The organism is Streptomyces sp. NPDC048479 (genome assembly GCF_040651435.1).
Lineage (GTDB): Bacteria > Actinomycetota > Actinomycetes > Streptomycetales > Streptomycetaceae > Streptomyces.
The window spans coordinates 95,600-114,663 of the sequence record NZ_JBEZKA010000013.1; the positions used below are offsets into that span (position 1 = coordinate 95,600).

The following is a 19,064-nucleotide window of genomic DNA, read 5'->3' on the forward strand; positions in this document are numbered from 1 at the left end:
CGCTCCTCTTGGAAACTCCGCTCACTCCTGTTTCCTCACTCCAAGAGGTGCCCACTCTCATGCCTGAACTCAATCGGCGCCGCTTCCTCCAGATCGCCGGCGCGACCGCCGGCTTCGCGGCCCTGTCGAGCAGCATCGACCGCGCCGCCGCCATCCCCGCCAGCCGCCGCTCCGGCACCCTCAAGGACGTCGACCACATCGTCGTGCTGATGCAGGAGAACCGTTCGTTCGACCACTACTTCGGCGCGCTGAAGGGCGTACGCGGATTCGGTGACCCGCGTCCCGTCACGCTGCCCGGCGGCAAGTCGGTCTGGCACCAGTCGGACGGCACCAAGGACGTGCTGCCCTACCACCCGGACGCCGAGGACCTCGGCATGCAGTTCATCGAGGGCCTCAACCACGACTGGCAGGGCGGCCACAAAGCCTGGAACCAGGGCAAGTACGACCAGTGGATTCCCGCCAAGTCCGCGGGGACGATGGCGTATCTGACACGCGAGGACATCCCGTTCCACTACGCGCTCGCGGACAAGTTCACCGTGTGCGACGCCTACCACTGTTCGTTCATCGGAGCCACCGACCCCAACCGCTACTACATGTGGACCGGGCACACCGGCAACGACGGCAAGGGCGGCGGGCCCGTACTCGGCAACGACGAGGCCGGATACGACTGGACGACGTACCCCGAGCGGCTGGAGCAGGCCGGGATCTCGTGGAAGATCTACCAGGACATCGGCGACGGCCTGGACGCGGGCGGCTCCTGGGGCTGGATCGAGGACGCCTACCGCGGCAACTACGGCGACAACTCCCTGCTGTACTTCAACAAGTACCGCAATGCCAAGCCCGGCGATCCGCTCCACGACAAGGCGCGCACCGGCACCAACGCGAAGAGCGGCGACGGCTACTTCGACATCCTCAAGGCCGATGTGAAGGCCGGGAAGCTCCCCCAGATCTCCTGGATCGCCGCGCCCGAGGCCTTCAGCGAGCACCCCAACTGGCCCGCGAACTACGGCGCCTGGTACATCTCGCAGGTGCTGGACGCGCTCACGTCCAACCCCGAGGTGTGGAGCAGGACCGCGCTGTTCATCACGTACGACGAGAACGACGGCTACTTCGACCACATCACCCCGCCCTACCCGCCGGCCTCCGCCGCCCAGGGCCTGTCCACCGTGGACGCCAAGCTCGACCAGTTCGGCGGGAACAGCACCTACGCCGCCGGACCCTACGGCCTCGGCCAGCGTGTGCCCATGCTCGTCGTATCGCCCTGGAGCACCGGCGGCTACGTGTGCTCGGAGGTCTTCGACCACACCTCGATCATCCGGTTCATGGAACGCCGTTTCGGTGTTGGCGAGCCGAACATCTCGCCGTGGCGGCGCGCCATCTGCGGCGACCTCGCCTCGGCCTTCGACTTCGGGCTCAAGGACACCAGGCCCGCCTCGCTCCCGGACACCGACGGATACGAGCCGCCGGACCGCGAGCGGCACTCCAGCTACGTGCCGAAGCCGCCTGCCAACCCGGTCCTGCCCATGCAGGAGCGGGGTTCGAGGCCCGCGCGCCCGCTGCAGTACGCACCGCTCGTGGACGGGGCCGCGATGCCGGCGACCGGGCGCTTCACGCTCACCTTCAGCGGCGGCGCGGCGGCGGGAGCGTGCTTCTCCGTCACGTCGGCGAACCGCACCGACGGACCGTGGACCTACACCGCCGAAGCCGGCAAGAAGATCTCCGACACCTGGAACACGGCCTACTCGAAGGATGTGTACGACCTCTCGGTGTTCGGCCCGAACGGCTTCCTGCGCACTTTCAGGGGCCCGGGCAAAACCGCAGGCCCCGAGGTGACGGCCCGCCATGTCCCGGGCGGCTGCATTGAGCTGACGATGACCAATGCGGACAGCGTCGACTGCCAGCTGAAGGTCACCAATGCGTACGACGGAAAGCGCGAGACGTTCACCGTGCGCAAGGGCGGACGCGTGGTGCACACGGTGGACCTGCGTGCGAGTAAGCGCTGGTACGACCTGACCGTGGTGTCCGACAAGGACGGCACATTCCTTCGCCGGTTCGCCGGACACGTCGAGAACGGTCAGCCCGGCGTGAGCGACCCGGCCATCATCACCGTCTGACCTGACGGCCGGCTACGGCCGCCCGCCGAACCCGCGGGCGGCCGTCGTCCGACACCTCGATACGGACTCGCCGCGAAATACACGACTTGGCGCAGAATTCATGGTTTCGTCATTGAATTGGCCGATATCCTTGTCGTAGGAGTCCTCTGTGCGCAGTTTCGCCGTTTCGGCAGTTGTGGTCGCCACGCTCGCTTCGGGTGGTTCCATCTGGGCGGCGAACAGCCCTGGCGGGCCCTCCCGGGTCACGCAGCAGGGCAACGGCACCAACATCCTTGTCGTCGGAATCGACCGGCGTACCGGCATTTCAGCCACGGACCGGAACCGCCTCCACGTCAACGGCCGGGAGTGCAACTGCACAGACGTGATGATGCTCGTGCACCTTGCCGAGAACGGACGGCGGATGAGCGTGGTCTCCATCCCCCGCGACTCCTATGTGGAATTCGCCGAACACGCACACCCCCGCCACGCCGGGAAGATCAATGGCGCCTTTGCACACGGCGGTGGAGATCTGGCCGTACGGACCGTGGAGCAGGCGACCGGCCTACGGATCGATCACTATCTGGAAACGGGCTTCAAAGGCTTTGCCGACACCGTGGACCGCCTCGGCGGAGCGAAGGTGTGCACGGACCAGCCTCTGACAGACCTCAATTCGGGGCTTCAACTGACTGCGGGCACGCACCAGCTGAATGGCAAACGCGCCCTGCGCTACGTACGCGCCCGGCATGTCTCCCCGCCGGGTGATCTGGGCCGGGTCCGCCGCCAGCAGCGCGTACTCATCGAGATGATGTCCCGGCTGAGGGACGGAGGAGCCTTTACCGACCCGGCTGCCGCGGCCCGCACGGCCCGCACGCTGCTGAAGTCCGTACGCACCGACCCGGACACCGGCCTCAGTGACCTCGTCGGCCTGGGCTGGGTAGTGGGCCGGCTGAACGCACAGCAGACGGAGTTCGCGACCGTGCCCATTTCGGACTTCGACCACCGCGTGCCGCAGTGGGGCTCCACACTTCTGTGGCACAAGGAACGCTCCGCCGCACTGTGGGCGGCCCTGCGTGCGGACCGGTCGATTATCAACGACTCGCGCATCCAGCCCTCCAAGGACGTCCCGGTCGAGCTTCCGCCGTCCACCATTCGGCTTCGCGTCACCGATCCCGAGGTCGCCCAGTCGCTTCGTGCGAATGGATTCGCGGTAGAGGGCACGTCGGGTCAGCCTGGTGCGCCACGGCCTCAGGGCCCGACCGTCATCACCTACGACCCGTACTGGGCCCGCCTCGCGCCCACCCTCGCCGCCGCGCTCCCCGGCGCCCGGCTGGATCCCGTCACCGGGCACGGCCAGGTCTTCGACGTCACCGTCGGATCCGAGGCGGCCGCGGTCGTCAAGGTCGTCCATGACCGCAGCAGCGTCGAAGGCGCGCCGACCTCCGGCGACCGGCTGCGGTGCGGGACGTCCGACTGAGGTGCTTGTCCCCCGGTCCGACTGAGGTGCTTGTCCCCAAGAGCTGGGCCGCCGCCGGGGGTTCCGGTCCGCTCGGTGACCGAATCGCGCCCTGGCCGGTCGGCCTGCCGATCACGGAGGATGCACGGGCAGTCCTCACGGATTGCCCTGTGTTGATCCATGTGGCCGAGCAGAGGAAGCAGGGGGAAGTTGCTCATGAAGCGAAGACCGTTAAGGCCCGTGGTACCCCGTGTGATCGCGCTGGTCCTCGCGTGTACGGGCGGTTTGATGGCCCCATCCGGCGCCCAGGCCGCCTCCGTCTCCACCTCGTTGTGCAGGACGGACAATGCGGCCCGGGGGCTGCCGAGCAGCCCGGTGGCGGGCAGCCTGGTCCCGGTCTCCCGGGCGGACGGCCGGGTCGACCAGTTCCAGCTGTTCTATGACGCCACCGCGACCGGGGGCCTGCCGTTCGTCCGGCATCGCGAGCAGGCCGGCCCCGGGGGCGCGTACGGCTCCTGGGAGCGGGTGAGCGCCGCCACCGTCGGGCCGAAGAGCTACTACGTCACCGCGGCCGAGAACGCCGACGGCCGGGTGGAGCTGCTGTTCTCCACCTACGGCCAGTTCTGCCACTCCGTGCAGGACGTCAACGACCTGGAGTGGACCGCGCCGGAGCCCTTCGGCCTGGCCCCCGGCCCGTACATGGGAGGAGTCGTCCTCTTCAAGGAGCGGGACGGCAGCCTCGACGCCTTCGCGTCGACCACGACGACCGGCCGCTCGATGGAGGTCCGCACCCAGCAGAGCCCGGGGGACGTCTGGGGAGCCGTGCAGTCGATGGGCAGGGTGCCCGAGGCGAATATCGGGCTCAGCCATCCGAGCACGGTCACCGAACTCCCCGACGGGCGACTGCATGTGACGGTCCACGAATGGAACCGCGATACCCGTTTCTGGCAGGTCACTCAGCTGGCTCCGCACGGAGCCTGGGGCCCCTGGCAACTGTGTGTCACTCCGCGGTGCGCGTGATCACTGTTCTCGCAGAGGCTGGGAGGCCGACAGCAATGATGGCAATGACAGCAATAGGACGGACGGCGAAAGCACGTGCGGCGGCCCTGGGCGCAGGCCTGGGCTGCGGCGCGCTGTTGCTCTCGCTGATGGGCGCCCAGCCGGGCTGGGCCGAGCCCGCGCCTGCGGGACCCGCGCTGACGGTGGACCGGACGACGGGACTGCTCGACGGCGACATCGTCAACTTCCGCATCACCGGCGGGCCGCCGAAACAGTACGTGTGGGTCAAGGAATGCGGTCCCTCCGCGAGCGTGACCACATGCGACGACGACACCCGACGGCAGTTCCGGGTGCTGCCCGACGGGACGTACGACGTCTCGCCGAAGAAGCTCTACGCCCGGTTGAGCACCGAGTCCGGCGATGTGGACTGCCGCACCGTGGCTCGGACCAACCCGTGCTCGCTGGCACTGACCGACAACGCGGGCGCGCTCCTGACGACGGTGCCAATGAGTTTCCGGCCGCACGGTCCTCTTGAGGCGGCGCCCACCCTGTGGGCCGACCCCAACCGGGACTTGCTCCACGGGCAGGTGGTGCATGTGACCGGCCGAGGCTACGAGCCGCAGTACCACGTCTCCGTGCTGGAGTGCGTCACCGGCTCGACCAGCACCTTCGGCTGCCGCCCCGGCAGCCGGCCGCCGGGCACCACCGACGAGGGCCGTATGGACCGGGAAATCGCGGTGTCGGTCTCGTTCACGAGCATCGACGGTCGTACGGTCGACTGCCGCCCCAGGAACAGCTGTGAGCTGGTCGCCTTCGCCTCGCGGGTCCGGGGGCCCGAGACGGTACGGGCCAGGCTGCACTTCGACCCGGCTCAGCCGCTTCCCTAGTGCGGTGCGCACCGTGCGCCGCTCGCACGGTGCCGCGGCCCTGCGTCCCGCAGCGGGCAGGCTGCGGGACGCTCGCCGCGTCTTTGATCAGCCTGCCCAGGTCCAGCGTACGTACAGAACCATGGGGCGGGCCTCCTGGACTGATGTCCGGAGGCTGCAGCTGACATCGGCCGGCACGGTGCGGCCGTCAGCTACGCAGGCTTCCGCCGCCGGCGGGTCCGTACAGATCGAGCAGGCGGCTGCGGGCGGACTGGAGCCGGTGTGCGATCACCTCGGCAATACGGAGCGTGAGCGCCTGGCTGAGCTCCGGCTCCTCATCGAACAGGGCGCGCACCTTCGCGGCGTCGAATTCGAGCGCTCGGACGGGGGTGGCCGCCGCGGCGCCCAGATGCCAGCTGCGCGGAGGGAAGAGCCAGGACCAGCCCAGCAGATCTCCGGGGCCGAGCTGCTCGACGACGACGGCACGCCGTCCCGGAACGTGCAGGTCGAGCTCGACGGCTCCGGAGCGGATGATCCAGAAGCGATCCGCGCGCGAGCCCTCCTCGAAGATGCGGGCGCCGGCCGGGAAGGCTGATTCCGCGGCGAGTTCCATCATCCTGTCGCGGCCTTCGGGCGGCAGGACGTTCAGCAGTGGGGCCCCGTGGTCATCGCTGTCTCCGTCCCTCGGGGGCCGCAGCGGGGCCCGGGATGGTGCCTCTCCCTCTCCCCAGACTGCGCGGCTTCTCCCCGGACTGCGCGGCGGCGAGCGGACCCGGCGTCGTCGTCCGTGCCCCGGGACGGAATTCCCTCGATACTGGGTATGAGCCGACAGTTCCCCAGTACGACAGCGAAGCCACTGGCCGCGGCCGACCTGCCAATCTCACCTGGAGGTAGTCATGAGGATGCTCATCAATGTGCCGGAGACCGTTGTCGCGGACGCGCTCCGTGGCATGGCGGCCGCGCACCCCGAGTTGTCCGTGGACGTGGAGAACCGGGTGATCGTACGGGGCGATGCGCCCGTCGCCGGGAAGGTGGGGCTGGTGTCCGGGGGCGGCTCGGGGCACGAGCCGCTGCATGGCGGGTTCGTCGGGCCCGGAATGCTCGCCGCCGCCTGCCCCGGCGAGGTCTTCACCTCTCCCGTTCCCGATCAGATGGCGCGGGCGGCCGCCGCCGTGAACAGCGGCGAGGGGGTGCTGTTCATCGTCAAGAACTACACGGGCGACGTCCTCAACTTCGACATGGCGGCCGAGCTCGCCGAGGACGAAGGGGTCCGTGTCGCCAAGGTTCTGGTCAATGACGATGTGGCGGTGACCGACAGCCTCTACACGGCGGGCCGCCGCGGCACCGGCGCGACCCTGTTCGTCGAGAAGATCGCGGGCGCGGCCGCCGAGGAGGGCGCGCCGCTGGAGCGGGTCGAGGCGATCGCCCGCCAGGTGAACGAGAGCTCCCGGAGCTTCGGTGTCGCGCTGAGCGCCAGCACCACACCCGCCAAGGGCAGTCCGACCTTCGATCTGCCGTCGGGCGAGCTGGAGTTGGGCATCGGCATTCATGGTGAGCCGGGGCGTGAGCGACGCGCCATGATGACGTCGCGGGAGATCGCGGACTTCGCGGTCAATGCGGTGCTGGAGGATCTGCCGCCGACAAGCCCGGTGCTGGTGCTCGTCAACGGCATGGGAGCGACGCCGCTGCTCGAGCTGTACGGCTTCAATGCCGAGGTGCAGCGCGTGCTCACCGAGCGTCGCGTGGTCGTGGCCCGTACCCTCGTCGGGAACTATGTGACCTCGCTCGACATGGCCGGCTGCTCGGTGACGCTGTGCCAGGTCGACGAGGAGCTGCTGCGGCTGTGGGACGCGCCGGTGCAGACCTCCGCGCTTCGCTGGGGTCGCTGACCCGTCCAGGCCCGACTCACCACAGGGAGTTCATGTGCTCGACGCCGATTTCTTCCGCCGCTGGCTGACGGCCGCGGCAGTCTCCGTGGACCGCGAGGCGGACCGTCTCACCGAGCTGGACTCGGCGATCGGTGACGCCGACCACGGCAGCAATCTCCAGCGCGGGTTCACGGCGGTGACGGCGGTCCTGGAGAAGGAGGCGCCGCAGACTCCCGGGGCCGTACTCACGCTGGCGGGACGGCAGTTGATCTCTACGGTGGGCGGCGCATCGGGTCCGCTGTACGGGACGCTGCTGCGGCGTACGGGCAAGGCGCTCGGCGAGGACTCCGAGGTCACGCCCGGGCAGTTCGCCGAGGCGCTGGGCGTGGGTGTGGCGGCGGTGGCGCAGCTCGGCGGCGCCAAGGCCGGGGACAAGACGATGCTGGACGCGCTCGAGCCGGCGGTCGCGGCCCTCGGCGACACCACCGCGTCGTTCGCGGCGGCCCGCGAAGCGGCCGAGCAGGGCGCGCTCGCGACCGTGCCACTGCAGGCGCGCAAGGGCAGGGCCAGCTATCTGGGCGAACGCAGCATCGGGCACCAGGATCCGGGGGCGACCTCCTCGGCCCTGCTGATCGCCGCGCTGGCGGAGGTGGCGGGATGAGTGATGCCAAGCCGGTCGGGATCGTGCTGGTCTCGCACAGCAGGGAGGTGGCCGCGGCTGTCGCCGAGCTGGCGACGGGGCTCGCGGGCGGCGGCACGACGGCGCCCGTGGCGTCGGCGGGCGGCACTACGGACGGCGGCCTGGGCACCAGCTCGGAGCTGATCGCGGCGGCGGCCGCCTCGGTCGACCAGGGTAGGGGGGTGGCCGTGCTCGTCGACCTGGGCAGCGCCGTGCTGACGGTGAAGGCGCTGCTGGCCGAGGGCGACGAACTCCCGGAAGGAACACGGCTGGTGGACGCGCCGTTCCTGGAGGGCGCGGTGGCCGCGGTGGTGACCGCGTCGGCGGGCGGCGACCTGGACACGGTCCAAGCGGCGGCCTCGGAGGCGTACGAATACCGGAAGGTGTGACGCCCGCGACCGGAAGGTGTGACGTCCGCGGAAGCCGGCAGGTGACCCACCACGCCGCAGCTCGTGCCAGTCACGATCGACGGCTCGGTGTACCGGGTGCCGCTCCGGCGGGCTCTCGACCGTAGAGGCCGCCGGAGTGACCCCGTCACTCTTTTGGAGTTGCGTTGGAGTCGCGTACCCGGCGGATCGGCCGGGTGCCCGGCCATACCGCGTGACCTGGCACGACCAACACGACCACGGCGGCAGACGGTGGTGACACACCGGGGCCGGGCAGCCCGCGCCACATGCGGCGCCCCCATGGGCCCTCATAGCGTCTTCTCCATCGAGGTGCATTTCTTACGTTTCGCGGAATACATCCGTGGCTGCGCCTCGGGAATTCGGAGAATTCACCATGCGTGCGATACGTGTCGCCTCCCTCGCACTGATCGGCACCGCCGCGCTGGCCCTCGGCGCCCCGGCCGCCGTCGCCGCCGACGACGACGGGAACAGCGCCACGTCGTTCGGCTTCACCGCCACCCCTGCGACCGTCGCGCCCGGCGGCACCGTGACGCTCAACGCCACCGAGTGCGAGGCGCCGACCGTGACGGCCTCCTCGGGCGTCTTCGAGACCGTCACCCTCAACGAAGGCCGATCCGCCACGACGAAGATCGCCGCGGACGCCAAGCCCGCTGCCAAGTACGACGTCACCTTCGACTGCAAGGGCGAAAAGGGCACCGCCCCCCTCACCATCACCAGTGGCTCCGGCTCGCGCACCGGCACGGGAACAGGCGCTGACGTGGGTTCCGGTACGGAAACGGGAGCCGACGCCGGCGCCGGGACGGAAACGGGAGCCGACACCGGCACCGAGCTGGGCACCGGCAGCGACGCAGGTACCGGGACGGAAACGGGGGGCGATGCGAGTACCGAGATGAGCACCGGGAGCGACGCAGGTGCCGGGACGGAAACGGGAGCCGACGCCGGCACCGAGCTGGGCACCGGCAGCGACGCAGGTACCGGGATGGCCAAGCCCGACCGAGGTACCGGGATGGCCAAGCCCGACCGAGGTACCGACACGGCGAAGCCCGACCGAGGTACCGGGATGGCGAAGCCCGACGGAGGTGTCAAAGGCGGCGCCGGCGGCAGCGTCTCCGATCTGAGCCCCGCGCAGATCGCCGTCGGTTCCGCGCTCCTCGCGGGCGCGTTCGGCGCCGGCGTCTTTCTGCTGCGCCATCGCGCCGCTGACAGCGTCTGACGGGCACAGAGCGGCTCCGCCGCGCCGGACCCCCGACGGTCGGGCGCGGCGGAGCGCCAACGGAGGGCCCGAGAAAGCACAAGGGAAGGGTTATGCCTACGTACAACAGGCGCGGCGCCTGGTTCACGGTCGTCTGCGTCCTGCTGCTCGCACTGTTCCTCCTGCGTAACGGATCCACGCAGGTCGCCGACGGCCCGCCCCAGCCCGGCTCCGTCGTCGCGGCCCCGCACGGCACGGCCGATCCACTGCCACCCGCACCCGCTCCAGTGGCCCACTCCGCGCCGCAACGGATCACTGTCCCGTCCGTCAAGGTGGACGCCCCGCTGACCGAGGTCGGCCTCGACACAGACGGCTGGGTGGAACCCCCGCCGCTGGAGGACAGCAACCTCGCCGGCTGGTACCGGGGGTCGGTCAGCCCCGGCGAACGGGGCACGTCCGTCATCGTCGGCCATGTCGACAACACGGCGGGACCGGCCGTCTTCTATGAGCTCGGCGCCCTCGAGCGGGGCAGCCGTATCGAGATCCCGCGCGAGGACGGACGAAGGGCGGTGTTCGCTGTGTACGACGTCGAGGTGTTCGCCAAGAAGGAGTTCCCCGCGGCACGTGTGTACGCGGACGGCCCGGAGCCGGAGCTGCGGGTCATCACCTGCGGCGGCGAGTATGCGAAGAAGACCGGGTACGACGGGAACGTCGTGGTCTTCGCCCGCCTGGTCGAGCTCCGCTGACGGATCGCCCGCGCCCCGTGCAGGCGAAGCCCGCGGCCCCGTGCAGGCGGCCTGTCGGTCGCATGCAGGTGCCCTCTGTGACGGTGATCAGCACACCCCTCCCACCCACACCGTCAGGAGATTCGATGGAGCAGCGGCTGCCGGTCCGGTTCATCCAGGTCACCGAGGTCACCCGGCTGACGCCGCACATGGCGCGTATCACCTTCGGCGGCCCCGATCTCGATGGCTTCGCTCTCGACGCCCCCGACCAGCAGGTGAAGCTGTACTTCCCCCGGCCGGGCCAGAGCGGCCCGCGCCTGCCGGGGCCGGAGGACGGCGACGGCGATGTGATGCGGTGGTACGAGGCGTACCACGCGATCCCCGAGGACGAGCGGCCCTGGATGCGTCAGCTACACGATCCGCGCCCAGCACCCGGGGCACACCACGATCGACATCGACTTCGTCCTGCACGACGACGCGGGGCCCGCGACACGCTGGGCGCTGGCAGCCGGGCCCGGAGACACGCTCGGCATGTACGGCCCGTCGGCGTACTTCGCCAAGGCCGTACCGCTCGGCACCACCGACTGGATGCTGCTGGCCGGGGACGAGGCGGCGCTGCCGGCGATCGGCACGCTGTTGGAGGCGCTGCCCCAGGGGGCGAGGGCCGTGGCGTACATCGAAGTCGCCGACGCGGCCGAGGAGCAGCGCTTCGAGACGGAGGGCGAGGTGACCGTGCACTGGCTGCACCGGGCCGCGGCACGGGCCGGTCACGGCGAGCTGCTCATAGAGTCCGTGCGCGCGGGGCGGTTCCCGCCGGGGTCGGTGTTCGCCTGGCTCGGCGGCGAGGCCGGCGCGGTACGTACACTGCGCCGCCATCTGATCGAGGAACGCGGTATCGGCAAACGCGACATCGACTTCGCCGGGTACTGGCGGCTGAGGCTGACCCAGGACGACGCGCCGACCGAGGAGGACCTCGCGGAGGCGCGGGAGCGGCTGGCCGACGTGCAGGCGCGGGCGGACGGCTGAGGTCGGTCAGATCAGGGCGGCGGCTTCCCGTGCGGACAGGCCGCCGCCCTCGGCGTACGCGCGCTCATACGTCTCCCCCGGCAGCACCGCACGCAGGTCGGACTCGGCCCGCTGCCGGAGCTCCTTCTCCTCGGCGAACGGCCGGAACCCGAGACCGCCGGGCTGCCGACTGCCCCGGTCGTACGCCCCGAGCAGCCGTGCCCCGTCCCGCGCCGCACCCAGATGCGCCATCGCCCAAGCGGCACAAAGGAATTGATCGACAACCAGCTGCGGGTCGACGAGATACGCCAGGCTGTCCAGCCGCCGCACCGCCTCCTCGATCCGGCCGCGGGCCCGTCCGTACTCCCCGTCGATGCAGTCCAGCCAGCCGTACACCCCCGCTACGATGCCACCGAAGAGTCCCGGCGAGTCGGCAGCCAACTCGCCTTCCATCTCTACGAGTTGTTCCCGGGCGGGGCCGGTGCGGCCGGTGCGGCCGTAGTACTGGGTCAGCAGCATCCGGGCCGTACTGAGTGCCTCTGCCACGAACTCGCCCGACTCGGCCACCGCTTCGAGCAGCTGCCGCTCGGCGCGCTCCCTGTCCGCCGGGGTCTTGGCCGTCCGCAGTCGCACCGATGCCAACTGGGCTTTGAAGACTGGCACTTGGGCGTGGGTGCCGACGCGGGCGGAGCTCCGCATGGCCCGCTCGAAGTCCGCGGCGGCCTCCTCGTACAGGCCGCGCCGCTCGAACGCCTCACCGCGGGCGGACAGCGACTCGGCAATACCCCACAGGTCACCGGCGGTCTCGAACAGCGCAAGCGCCCGGTCGGCATCGCTCGTGCACTGTTCGAGTCCGCCGGTGCGATAGCCGAGCAGCTTGGCGCGCAGCAGCAGCGCGAACCCGAGATCCCAGCCCTGGCTCAGGTCGCTCGCCCGATCCGGCCCTTCGCAGCTCGCGACAATGGCGTCCATGGTCTCGGCAAGCCCGTCGAACTCGCCCGTCATCAGCCGGGCGAAGAACCACATGGAGCCCGGCTGCCGGCAGATCTGCGGCAGCCCCGGGCGGTAGGCGGCGACGATTCCGCGCAGATACGCCTGCGTCTGCGGCTCGCTCAGCGCCGTGCCCTCGTCCGCGGTGCTCGCAAGCACCATCAGCCGCACCCCGCGCCGCGCCTCCCACAGCAGTTCCTCGGACCAGGGCGGCGGAGTGTCGGTGCAGCGTGCGGGCAGCGGCACCGCGATCCGTACCGGCGACCGGAAGGGGTCGACGCCGAGCCCGGCGGCCGCCGACGACCAGGTGCGGGCGTCCGCCTGGTGACCGCGCTGCTGCCAGAACCAGTTCAGGGACAGCACCAGACAGAGCGCCTCCTGCTCCTCCGCCAGGCGGACGGCGGTGCGCAGCGCGGTCCGTACATTGTCGTGCTCCGTCTCGAGCCGCTCCAGCCACTCGGCCCGGCGCGGGCCGCGCAGCTGCGGATCGCCGGTGCGGACCAGCTCTCGGTAGGCGCTCATATGCCGTCGTTCGGCCTCGGCCCGCTCACCGGCCTCGTCGAGCCGCTGCGCCGCGTACTCGGCGACGGTTTCCAGCAGCCGGTAGCGCATGCCGTCCTGACGGCCGGGGCCGTCCGGGACGGCGACCACGAGCGACTTGTCGACAAGAGAGGCGAGGGGGTCGAGGGGATCGAGGGCGCCCGCCCCGCACACGGCCTCCGCCTCGGCCAGTGCACAGCCGCCTGAGAAGACGGCAAGACGGCGCAGTACGGTCTGCTCGTTCTCATCCAGCAGGCCCCAGGACCAGTCGACCACCGCCCGCAGCGTCCGCTGCCTGGGCAGTACGGTCCTGCTGCCGCTGCTGAGCAGCCGGAAACGGTCGTCCAGCCGGTCCGCGATCTGCCGCGGCGTAAGGGCGCGCAGCCGGGCGGCGGCCAGTTCGACGGCGAGCGGCAGTCCGTCGAGTCTGCGGCAGATCTCGGCGCACGCCTCCATGTCGTCGTCCGTACGGAATCCGGGCCGGGCGGCCGCGCCGCGCTCGGCGAGCAGCCGCAGCGCCACGTCCGGCGGCAGGGGTCCGACGCCGCGTACGGATTCGCCCGGGACGCCGAGCGGCTCGCGGCTGGTTGCCAGCACCCGCACACCCGGGCAGCCGGTGAGCACCGCCTCCGTCAGCCGGGCCGCCGCGTCGATCACATGCTCGCAGTTGTCCAGGACGAGCAGCATCCGCCGCCGTCCGCAGTACTCGACCAGCCGGGCCAGCGGGTCGCGCACGGCGGCCTCCGCGGCGGCCGGTCCGCGCGCTTGGGTCTCCCGGGCCCCGAGCGCGGTCAGGACCGCTTCGGGAACGGTCGCTTCGTCGCGTACGGGTGCGAGTTCGGCCATCCAGACTCCGTCGGGCCATGTCCCGGCCGCGGCTTCGGCGGCCTCCATGGCCAGCCGGGTCTTGCCCGCGCCGCCGGGGCCGAGCAGGGTCACCAGCCGGTGGGAGCGCAACTGCTCCGCGAGGTCGGCCAGTTCGGCCTCGCGGCCCACGAAGGAGGTGAGCCTGACGCGCAGGTTGCCTCGCGCGACGGGCTTTTCCGGGTCATGTGCCAGCAACTCCGCGTGCAGAGTGCGCAGTTCGCCGCCGGGGTCCGTTCCGAGCTGCTCGGCGAGGCGCACCCGTATGTCCTCGTACGCCTGCAGTGCCTCGGCCTGCCGTCCCGCCGTCCGCAGGGCCCTGATCCGGAGCGCCTGGAGCGGTTCGTCCAGTGGAGCCGCGGCGGCGAGCGCCGTGATCTCGGCGAGCACTCCTTGCGCCCGGCCCAGCCCCACCTCGGCCGCGAGCCGGGTGCGGCGCGCCTCGGTGTGGCGCTGCTCCGTGCGCACGGCCAGTGGATCACCGTCCCTGCCGGGCAGATCGGTGAGCGCCCGGCCGCGCCAGAGCGCAAGCGCCTCGTCCAGCAGACCGGCCGCCGCGGCTGCGTCCCCGGCATCGAGTGCGGCGGTTCCGTGCGACGCCAGCCGCTCGAAGCGGAAGAGATCGATGTCGTCCCGGTCCGCCGCCAGCCGGTAACCGCCCGGCACGGACTCCACCGCCGTCCTGCCGAGCGTTCGTCGCAGGCGTCCCACCAGCGCCTGCAGGGCAGCCGTCTCGTCGGCGGGCCACTCCTCGCCCTCGCCCCAGACCTGGGCGACCAGCTCCTCGGCGGCCACCGTCCGGCCGCCGCCCGCGGCCAGCGCGGCCAGCAGCGCCCGCAGTCGGGCCCCGCTGAGCGGTGCCTCGGTACCGTCCGGGCGGAGCGCCTGAGTGGTGCCGAGTACGCGGTATCGGTAGATCACCGGCCCATTGTCCCTGCCGACTGTCCCGGCCCGATGTCCCTGCCGATCAGGTCGCGCTGCGCTCGCTCGCCAACTGCAGGACGTCCTCGATCTCGCGCCCGGACCGCAGCAGCTCCCGCCAGCGCTCGGCGCTCCAGTCGGCCGGCCGCGTGGTCTCGATGAAGTCCTCGACCAGCGCCAGAAAGCGCGCCGGGTCGGCATGGAAGGGAAAGTGGCCCGCTCCCTCGAAGACCTCCAGGCGGCTCCCCGGCATCGCGTCGTGCGCCCCGTACGCGTGCTCCATCGGCACCACGCCGTCGCGCGATCCCCACAGCAGCATGGTCGGCATTCCCTGCGTCAGATAGCAGCGGTCGAGCATGGTCACCACCTGGCCGCGCCAGTCGACGACCGCCCGCAGTGTGCGGATGAAGGCGCTGCGCGAGGTCGCGTCGGGCAGCGCGTCCACAAGGTTGAGCAGCTCCGGCGCGTCCTGTCCGAGATCGGTGTCCAGCCGCCTGATCAGTTCCGTGAAGATGCCGGTTCCCCGCCGCATACCGGGCAGCGTGAGTACCGAGAGGAGGAGGTCGACCCCGGGCAGCGAGACGGCCCGCAGGACGGGATTGACCTCCCCGCCCACACCGCCGGCGCTCACCAGGACCAGTCGTTCGGTGCGCTCGGGGAACTGGTATGCGAACTGCATGGCCACTCCGCCGCCGAGCGAATGGCCGACGAGCGTGGCCCGGTCGATGCCGAGCACGCCGAGCAGATCGCGCATGCCGTTCGCGTAGGCCGCCACCGAGTAGTCGGCACGGGGTTTGTCCGACGCTCCGTGGCCCAGCAGATCGGGTGCGATGACCGTGTATCTGCGGGCCAGTCCCGGTATGAGGTCGACCCAGGTGGCGGAGGAGTCGCCGATGCCGTGAATGAGCAGGACGGCCGGGCCTTCTCCGGCGATCCGGTACGCGCGGCGGTAGCCGTGCACCACATGGTGGCGCAGCTGCGCGTCGCCTTCGCTCACGGAGCGCAGCCTGCTCCGGTCCATTGCGTGCGGTCCGAGGCCTGCGGCCATCGCGCTCACCCCTCCCCTGTCCCCTGGGTTCCTCATCCGAGCGTAGAACCGCCGCCGCACCGGGGATTTCCGCCAGGTTTCACTGCGGGTACGGCTTTCGAGGCCGCGCGCTCATACGCGCCGTGTGCAGTCGCCAGGGGCGGGCGCGTTCATGGGCACGGGAGCCCTTCGCGCGACAGACGCGCTGCCCACCAGGTAGATTGGTCTACACCACTTCGCCTTCAGAGACAGGGATCTCCGTGGAAGTTGTCATCGTTCCGGACTCCGCCGCCGGCGGCGAGCTCATCGCCGAAGCCATGGCCGAACTCCTGCGACGCAAACCCGAAGCACTCCTGGGCGTGGCCACCGGCTCGACTCCGCTGCCGATCTACGAAGCCCTCGCAGCCAAGGTGCGCGCCGCACAGGTGGATGCTTCCCGCGGCCGGATCTGCCAGCTCGACGAGTACGTAGGACTGCCTTCCGGCCACCCCGAGTCGTACCGCTCGGTGGTCCTCCGTGAGGTCGTCGAGCCGCTCGGCCTGACCGACGCCTCCTTCATGGGCCCGGACGGCACCGCCGAGGACGTCGCGTCCGCCTGCCTTGCCTACGACCGTGCGCTGGCCGAAGCCGGCGGCGTCGACCTCCAGTTGCTCGGCATCGGCACCGACGGACACATCGGCTTCAACGAGCCCTGCTCCTCACTCGCCTCCCGCACCCGGATCAAGACGCTGACCCAGCAGACCCGGCAGGACAACGCCCGGTTCTTCAGTGGCCTCGACGAGGTCCCCCACCACGTCATCACCCAGGGCATCGGCACCATCCTGGAGGCCCGTCATCTGGTCCTGCTGGCGACCGGTGAGGCGAAGGCCGAGGCCGTGGCGCTCGCCGTCGAAGGCCCGCTGTCGGCACTGGTGCCCGCCTCGGCCCTGCAGCTCCATCCGCACGCCACCGTCGTGGTCGACGAGGCGGCGGCCTCCAGCCTCAAGCTCGCCGACTACTTCCGCGCCACCTATGCCGCCAAGCCCGACTGGCAGGGCATATAGGACGCGGCCGCCGTCGACGCCCCGGCTGGAAGAGGAATGTTCCAGTCGAGACATAATTCGCGCCACAACGGCTCGACACCGCCCATGAGTTGATACGGTGCTGCTCGCTCAGCACTATTCACGCGCGTTCAGCGACGCGCCGCCCTGCCGCCCCCGGACCCTGCGCGGCCAGGCCAGTGCATCGCAGGAGCGCGGGGGATTTCATGGACGACATCGATGTGGTCACAGCAAGCCTGGAACGAGTCAGACTCCGGGCCGGCCATGTGGTGCGCTACTTCTACGCGCATCTCTTCACCCACCATCCGCGGCTGCGCCCCCTGTTCCCCGCCGCGATGGACGACCAGTACGAGCGGCTGTTCGCCGCGCTGGTTCAGGTCGTGGAGCATCTCGGCCACCCCGCGCTCCCCGCACACCTGAACCGACTCGGCCGGGATCACCGCAAGTTCGGGATATCCGACGAGGACTACACCGCCGTGGGCGAGAGCCTCGTCGCCGCCATCCGCTACCACAGCACACACACCTGGGACGACCGGACCGAGAAGGCATGGCTGCGGGTGTACGGATTCGTCGCCGCGGCCATGACCGGCGGAGCGCACAGCTCGCTCGCCGCGAACGAGCCGGCGTGGTGGGACGGCACTGTCGTCTCGCACCGCCTGCACGGCGGTCACACGGCCGTCATCCGCGTCGCCCCCTCCGCCCACTACCCGTGGCTGCCCGGCCAGTACGCCACGATCGAGCACCCGGATCTGCCGGGCGTGTGGCGGCCCTACTCCCTGGCCGGCCGCCCCGGCCGCGGCGGTGTGCTCGAGTTCCATGTCGGCCGGGTCGCCGAAGGCCTGCTCAGCAACGTCCTGTGCGACGGCACGACGTCCGGCCACACACTGCGGCTGGGCGCCGCCTCGGGATCCGCGCTGACCCCGCCGCCCGGTACCCCGGCCGTCACACTGATCGCCGCCGGCACGGGCTGGGCCCCGGTCAAGGCGGTCCTGGACGAGTTACTCGCCCGCAGGCCGGCGCCTCGTATCCGTATCGACGTCGTCGCCCGCGGCGAGGCCGACTTCTATGACGGCGGCGCTCTCGTCGACATTTTGCGCGCCCACCCCTATCTGAGCGCGTACTGGTGGTACGAGGAGCGCGGCAAGGGCCGGATGAGGGCCGCGGAACGTCTGCACAGCAATCTGAGCGCGCGCCGTGGGTGGCCCGGCGAAACCGTCTACCTCTGCGGTCCCGTGATGTTCGTGCAGGAGACGACCGAGCTGCTCCACGGCTGCGGTCTGCCTGCAGAATCGCTTATCCGCGATCCGCTGCCCGCGTCGGTGCAACCGCGCGGATACGTCTCCCACGCGGAGCAGTTCCTCGATCCACCGCCCGTGACCTGGATCGATCCGGACGCCCGTACGCGCCCGCTCGACCTCCCGGCGCCGCAGCTCCATCCCGAACCTCAGCCCCTGCACCGGCCCGCGCCCCCGGGCACCAGCGGCGGCTGGTTCGAGCCGCACGGCGCGGTCGGACGGGTCTGACTGCCCGCTCCACCCTCACTCCCCGTGGCGGTACTCCGCACGGAACACGGAACAGCGGCACCACCGGGGGGGTGGTGCCGCTGCCGTCCCGCGGCGCGGAGGAGTCGGGTCAGGAGGCGAGCCAGAGCGCCGGAGCGTTCGGCGGCTCCCATGTGACGATCGAGGTGTGGGCCTGGCGGCAGCCGTATGTGACGCCGTTGTAGAGCACCTGCTGACCCACGGCATACGCGACGCCGGGCGCCCAGGTGGTGGTGCCCGGCGGATCCGGGTCGCCGGGGTCGCCCGGGTCGCCCCCGCCGGGGCAGGCACCGAAGATTTCCATCTCCCAGAGCGAATGGCCGTAAGGCGTGCCGCGGGCAAGCCCGTTCATACGGATGTAGCGCGCCGTCCCGGCCACGGCAAGGTCGTCGATTCCGCCGTCACCGAATCTGTCGACCGGTGTGGTCCAGCTCGATCCGTTGGTGGACAGCTGGATCTGGTAGTGCGAGGAGTACCCCGCCTCCCAGTTCAGCCGCACCCTCGAGACGGGCTGCGCGGAGCCGAGGTCCACCTGCAGCCATCCGGTGTCGACATGGGCGCTCGACCAGCGGGTGCCGGTGGTGCCGTCCACGGCGTACTGCGGGCCGAGGCTTGCGTTCTCGATACTGGAGGAGGTGGCGGGCTTGTTCTTGGAGAGCAGCGGACCGCAGGTGGGCGGAGCCGGATCGCCGGGATCGCTGCCGCCGCCGGACTTGGAGAGCACCCGGACGTAGTCGACGACCAGAGTGCCGCCGGAGGCCGTCGAGCCGGTGGGGCCGCCGCCCATCTTCGCCGGGAACTCGCCGCCGATGCCTCGTCCTGTCGGACCACGGGAAGGGAGCGCGGGGATTCCG

15 protein-coding genes and 1 pseudogene are annotated in these 19,064 nt (G+C 70.8%); 12 read left to right on the forward strand and 4 right to left on the reverse strand.

Translation table 11 applies throughout. The annotated features are described in order from the left end of the window. Positions 1 to 59: 59 nt before the first annotated feature. The 4 genes from AB0D12_RS21265 to AB0D12_RS21280 all read left to right on the forward strand — a co-directional run bounded on the left by AB0D12_RS21265 (position 60) and on the right by AB0D12_RS21280 (position 5,432). The gene (locus AB0D12_RS21265) at positions 60 to 2,114 is read left to right on the forward strand and encodes a phosphocholine-specific phospholipase C (RefSeq protein WP_362684918.1); all 2,055 of its coding nucleotides are present in this window, start codon (positions 60 to 62) and stop codon (positions 2,112 to 2,114) included. Positions 2,115 to 2,262: 148 nt separating this feature from the next. Beyond that, positions 2,263 to 3,567 carry an LCP family protein gene (locus AB0D12_RS21270; RefSeq protein ID WP_362684921.1) on the forward strand — a complete coding sequence of 435 codons (1,305 nt, stop codon included), beginning with the start codon at positions 2,263 to 2,265 and terminating at the stop codon, positions 3,565 to 3,567. 267 nt (positions 3,568 to 3,834) lie between these two features. Then, entirely contained in the window at positions 3,835 to 4,566 is a 732-nt protein-coding gene (locus AB0D12_RS21275; RefSeq protein WP_362684924.1) for a hypothetical protein, read from the forward strand. Positions 4,567 to 4,610: 44 nt separating this feature from the next. Beyond that, complete coding sequence (locus AB0D12_RS21280) at positions 4,611 to 5,432, forward strand: neocarzinostatin apoprotein domain-containing protein (RefSeq protein ID WP_362684927.1); 822 nt, start codon at positions 4,611 to 4,613, stop codon at positions 5,430 to 5,432. Between the two features lie 187 nt (positions 5,433 to 5,619). On the opposite strand, the gene AB0D12_RS21285 is transcribed toward AB0D12_RS21280, so the two are convergent. Beyond that, complete coding sequence (locus tag AB0D12_RS21285) at positions 5,620 to 6,027, reverse strand: cyclic nucleotide-binding domain-containing protein (RefSeq protein ID WP_362684930.1); 408 nt, start codon at positions 6,025 to 6,027, stop codon at positions 5,620 to 5,622. A gap of 280 nt (positions 6,028 to 6,307) precedes the next feature. Here AB0D12_RS21285 and dhaK point away from each other — a divergent pair, with 280 nt between their 5' ends. The 6 genes and pseudogenes from dhaK to AB0D12_RS21315 all read left to right on the forward strand — a co-directional run bounded on the left by dhaK (position 6,308) and on the right by AB0D12_RS21315 (position 11,308). Then, complete coding sequence (dhaK, locus tag AB0D12_RS21290) at positions 6,308 to 7,300, forward strand: dihydroxyacetone kinase subunit DhaK (protein ID WP_362684933.1); 993 nt, start codon at positions 6,308 to 6,310, stop codon at positions 7,298 to 7,300. Positions 7,301 to 7,334: 34 nt separating this feature from the next. After that, entirely contained in the window at positions 7,335 to 7,940 is a 606-nt protein-coding gene (gene dhaL / locus AB0D12_RS21295; RefSeq protein ID WP_362684936.1) for a dihydroxyacetone kinase subunit DhaL, read from the forward strand. Then, positions 7,937 to 8,347 (forward strand): PTS fructose transporter subunit IIA, encoded by a 411-nt coding sequence (locus AB0D12_RS21300; RefSeq protein WP_362684939.1) that lies wholly within the window; start codon positions 7,937 to 7,939, stop codon positions 8,345 to 8,347. Before dhaL ends, AB0D12_RS21300 begins: the two co-directional genes overlap by 4 nt. Before the next feature lie 391 nt (positions 8,348 to 8,738). Then, on the forward strand, positions 8,739 to 9,578 hold the full coding sequence (locus AB0D12_RS21305) for a hypothetical protein (RefSeq protein WP_362684942.1): 840 nt from the start codon (positions 8,739 to 8,741) through the stop codon (positions 9,576 to 9,578). Positions 9,579 to 9,670: 92 nt separating this feature from the next. Continuing rightward, on the forward strand, positions 9,671 to 10,303 hold the full coding sequence (locus tag AB0D12_RS21310) for a class F sortase (protein ID WP_362684945.1): 633 nt from the start codon (positions 9,671 to 9,673) through the stop codon (positions 10,301 to 10,303). Between the two features lie 125 nt (positions 10,304 to 10,428). Next, a pseudogene (locus AB0D12_RS21315) lies at positions 10,429 to 11,308 on the forward strand (siderophore-interacting protein). 6 nt (positions 11,309 to 11,314) lie between these two features. Here the strand turns inward: AB0D12_RS21315 and AB0D12_RS21320 are convergent. Further along, the gene (locus AB0D12_RS21320; RefSeq protein WP_362684948.1) at positions 11,315 to 14,602 is read right to left on the reverse strand and encodes a BTAD domain-containing putative transcriptional regulator; all 3,288 of its coding nucleotides are present in this window, start codon (positions 14,600 to 14,602) and stop codon (positions 11,315 to 11,317) included. A gap of 46 nt (positions 14,603 to 14,648) precedes the next feature. Beyond that, positions 14,649 to 15,623 (reverse strand): alpha/beta hydrolase, encoded by a 975-nt coding sequence (locus AB0D12_RS21325; RefSeq protein ID WP_362685201.1) that lies wholly within the window; start codon positions 15,621 to 15,623, stop codon positions 14,649 to 14,651. 266 nt (positions 15,624 to 15,889) lie between these two features. Here AB0D12_RS21325 and AB0D12_RS21330 point away from each other — a divergent pair, with 266 nt between their 5' ends. Further along, a complete protein-coding gene (locus AB0D12_RS21330) occupies positions 15,890 to 16,672 on the forward strand; it encodes a glucosamine-6-phosphate deaminase (RefSeq protein WP_362684951.1) in 783 nt (260 codons plus the stop codon). Positions 16,673 to 16,875: 203 nt separating this feature from the next. After that, positions 16,876 to 18,192 (forward strand): globin domain-containing protein, encoded by a 1,317-nt coding sequence (locus tag AB0D12_RS21335; RefSeq protein WP_362684954.1) that lies wholly within the window; start codon positions 16,876 to 16,878, stop codon positions 18,190 to 18,192. A gap of 109 nt (positions 18,193 to 18,301) precedes the next feature. Here the strand turns inward: AB0D12_RS21335 and AB0D12_RS21340 are convergent, their stop codons facing one another. Then, entirely contained in the window at positions 18,302 to 18,997 is a 696-nt protein-coding gene (locus AB0D12_RS21340) for a discoidin domain-containing protein (RefSeq protein ID WP_362684957.1), read from the reverse strand. Positions 18,998 to 19,064: the final 67 nt, after the last annotated feature.

What these genes read in the sequence shown, in the direction of transcription:
- AB0D12_RS21335 (WP_362684954.1), top strand. Translation starts at nt 16,876, where the DNA reads ATGGACGACATCGATGTGGTCACAGCAAGCCTGGAACGAGTCAGACTC.
- dhaK (WP_362684933.1), top strand. Translation starts at nt 6,308, where the DNA reads ATGAGGATGCTCATCAATGTGCCGGAGACCGTTGTCGCGGACGCGCTC.
- AB0D12_RS21280 (WP_362684927.1), top strand. Translation starts at nt 4,611, where the DNA reads ATGACAGCAATAGGACGGACGGCGAAAGCACGTGCGGCGGCCCTGGGC.
- AB0D12_RS21305 (WP_362684942.1), top strand. Translation starts at nt 8,739, where the DNA reads ATGCGTGCGATACGTGTCGCCTCCCTCGCACTGATCGGCACCGCCGCG.
- AB0D12_RS21275 (WP_362684924.1), top strand. Translation starts at nt 3,835, where the DNA reads ATGGCCCCATCCGGCGCCCAGGCCGCCTCCGTCTCCACCTCGTTGTGC.
- AB0D12_RS21300 (WP_362684939.1), top strand. Translation starts at nt 7,937, where the DNA reads ATGAGTGATGCCAAGCCGGTCGGGATCGTGCTGGTCTCGCACAGCAGG.
- AB0D12_RS21285 (WP_362684930.1), bottom strand. Translation starts at nt 6,027, where the DNA reads ATGATGGAACTCGCCGCGGAATCAGCCTTCCCGGCCGGCGCCCGCATC.
- AB0D12_RS21265 (WP_362684918.1), top strand. Translation starts at nt 60, where the DNA reads ATGCCTGAACTCAATCGGCGCCGCTTCCTCCAGATCGCCGGCGCGACC.
- AB0D12_RS21325 (WP_362685201.1), bottom strand. Translation starts at nt 15,623, where the DNA reads ATGGACCGGAGCAGGCTGCGCTCCGTGAGCGAAGGCGACGCGCAGCTG.
- AB0D12_RS21310 (WP_362684945.1), top strand. Translation starts at nt 9,671, where the DNA reads ATGCCTACGTACAACAGGCGCGGCGCCTGGTTCACGGTCGTCTGCGTC.
- AB0D12_RS21340 (WP_362684957.1), bottom strand. Translation starts at nt 18,997, where the DNA reads ATGGGCGGCGGCCCCACCGGCTCGACGGCCTCCGGCGGCACTCTGGTC.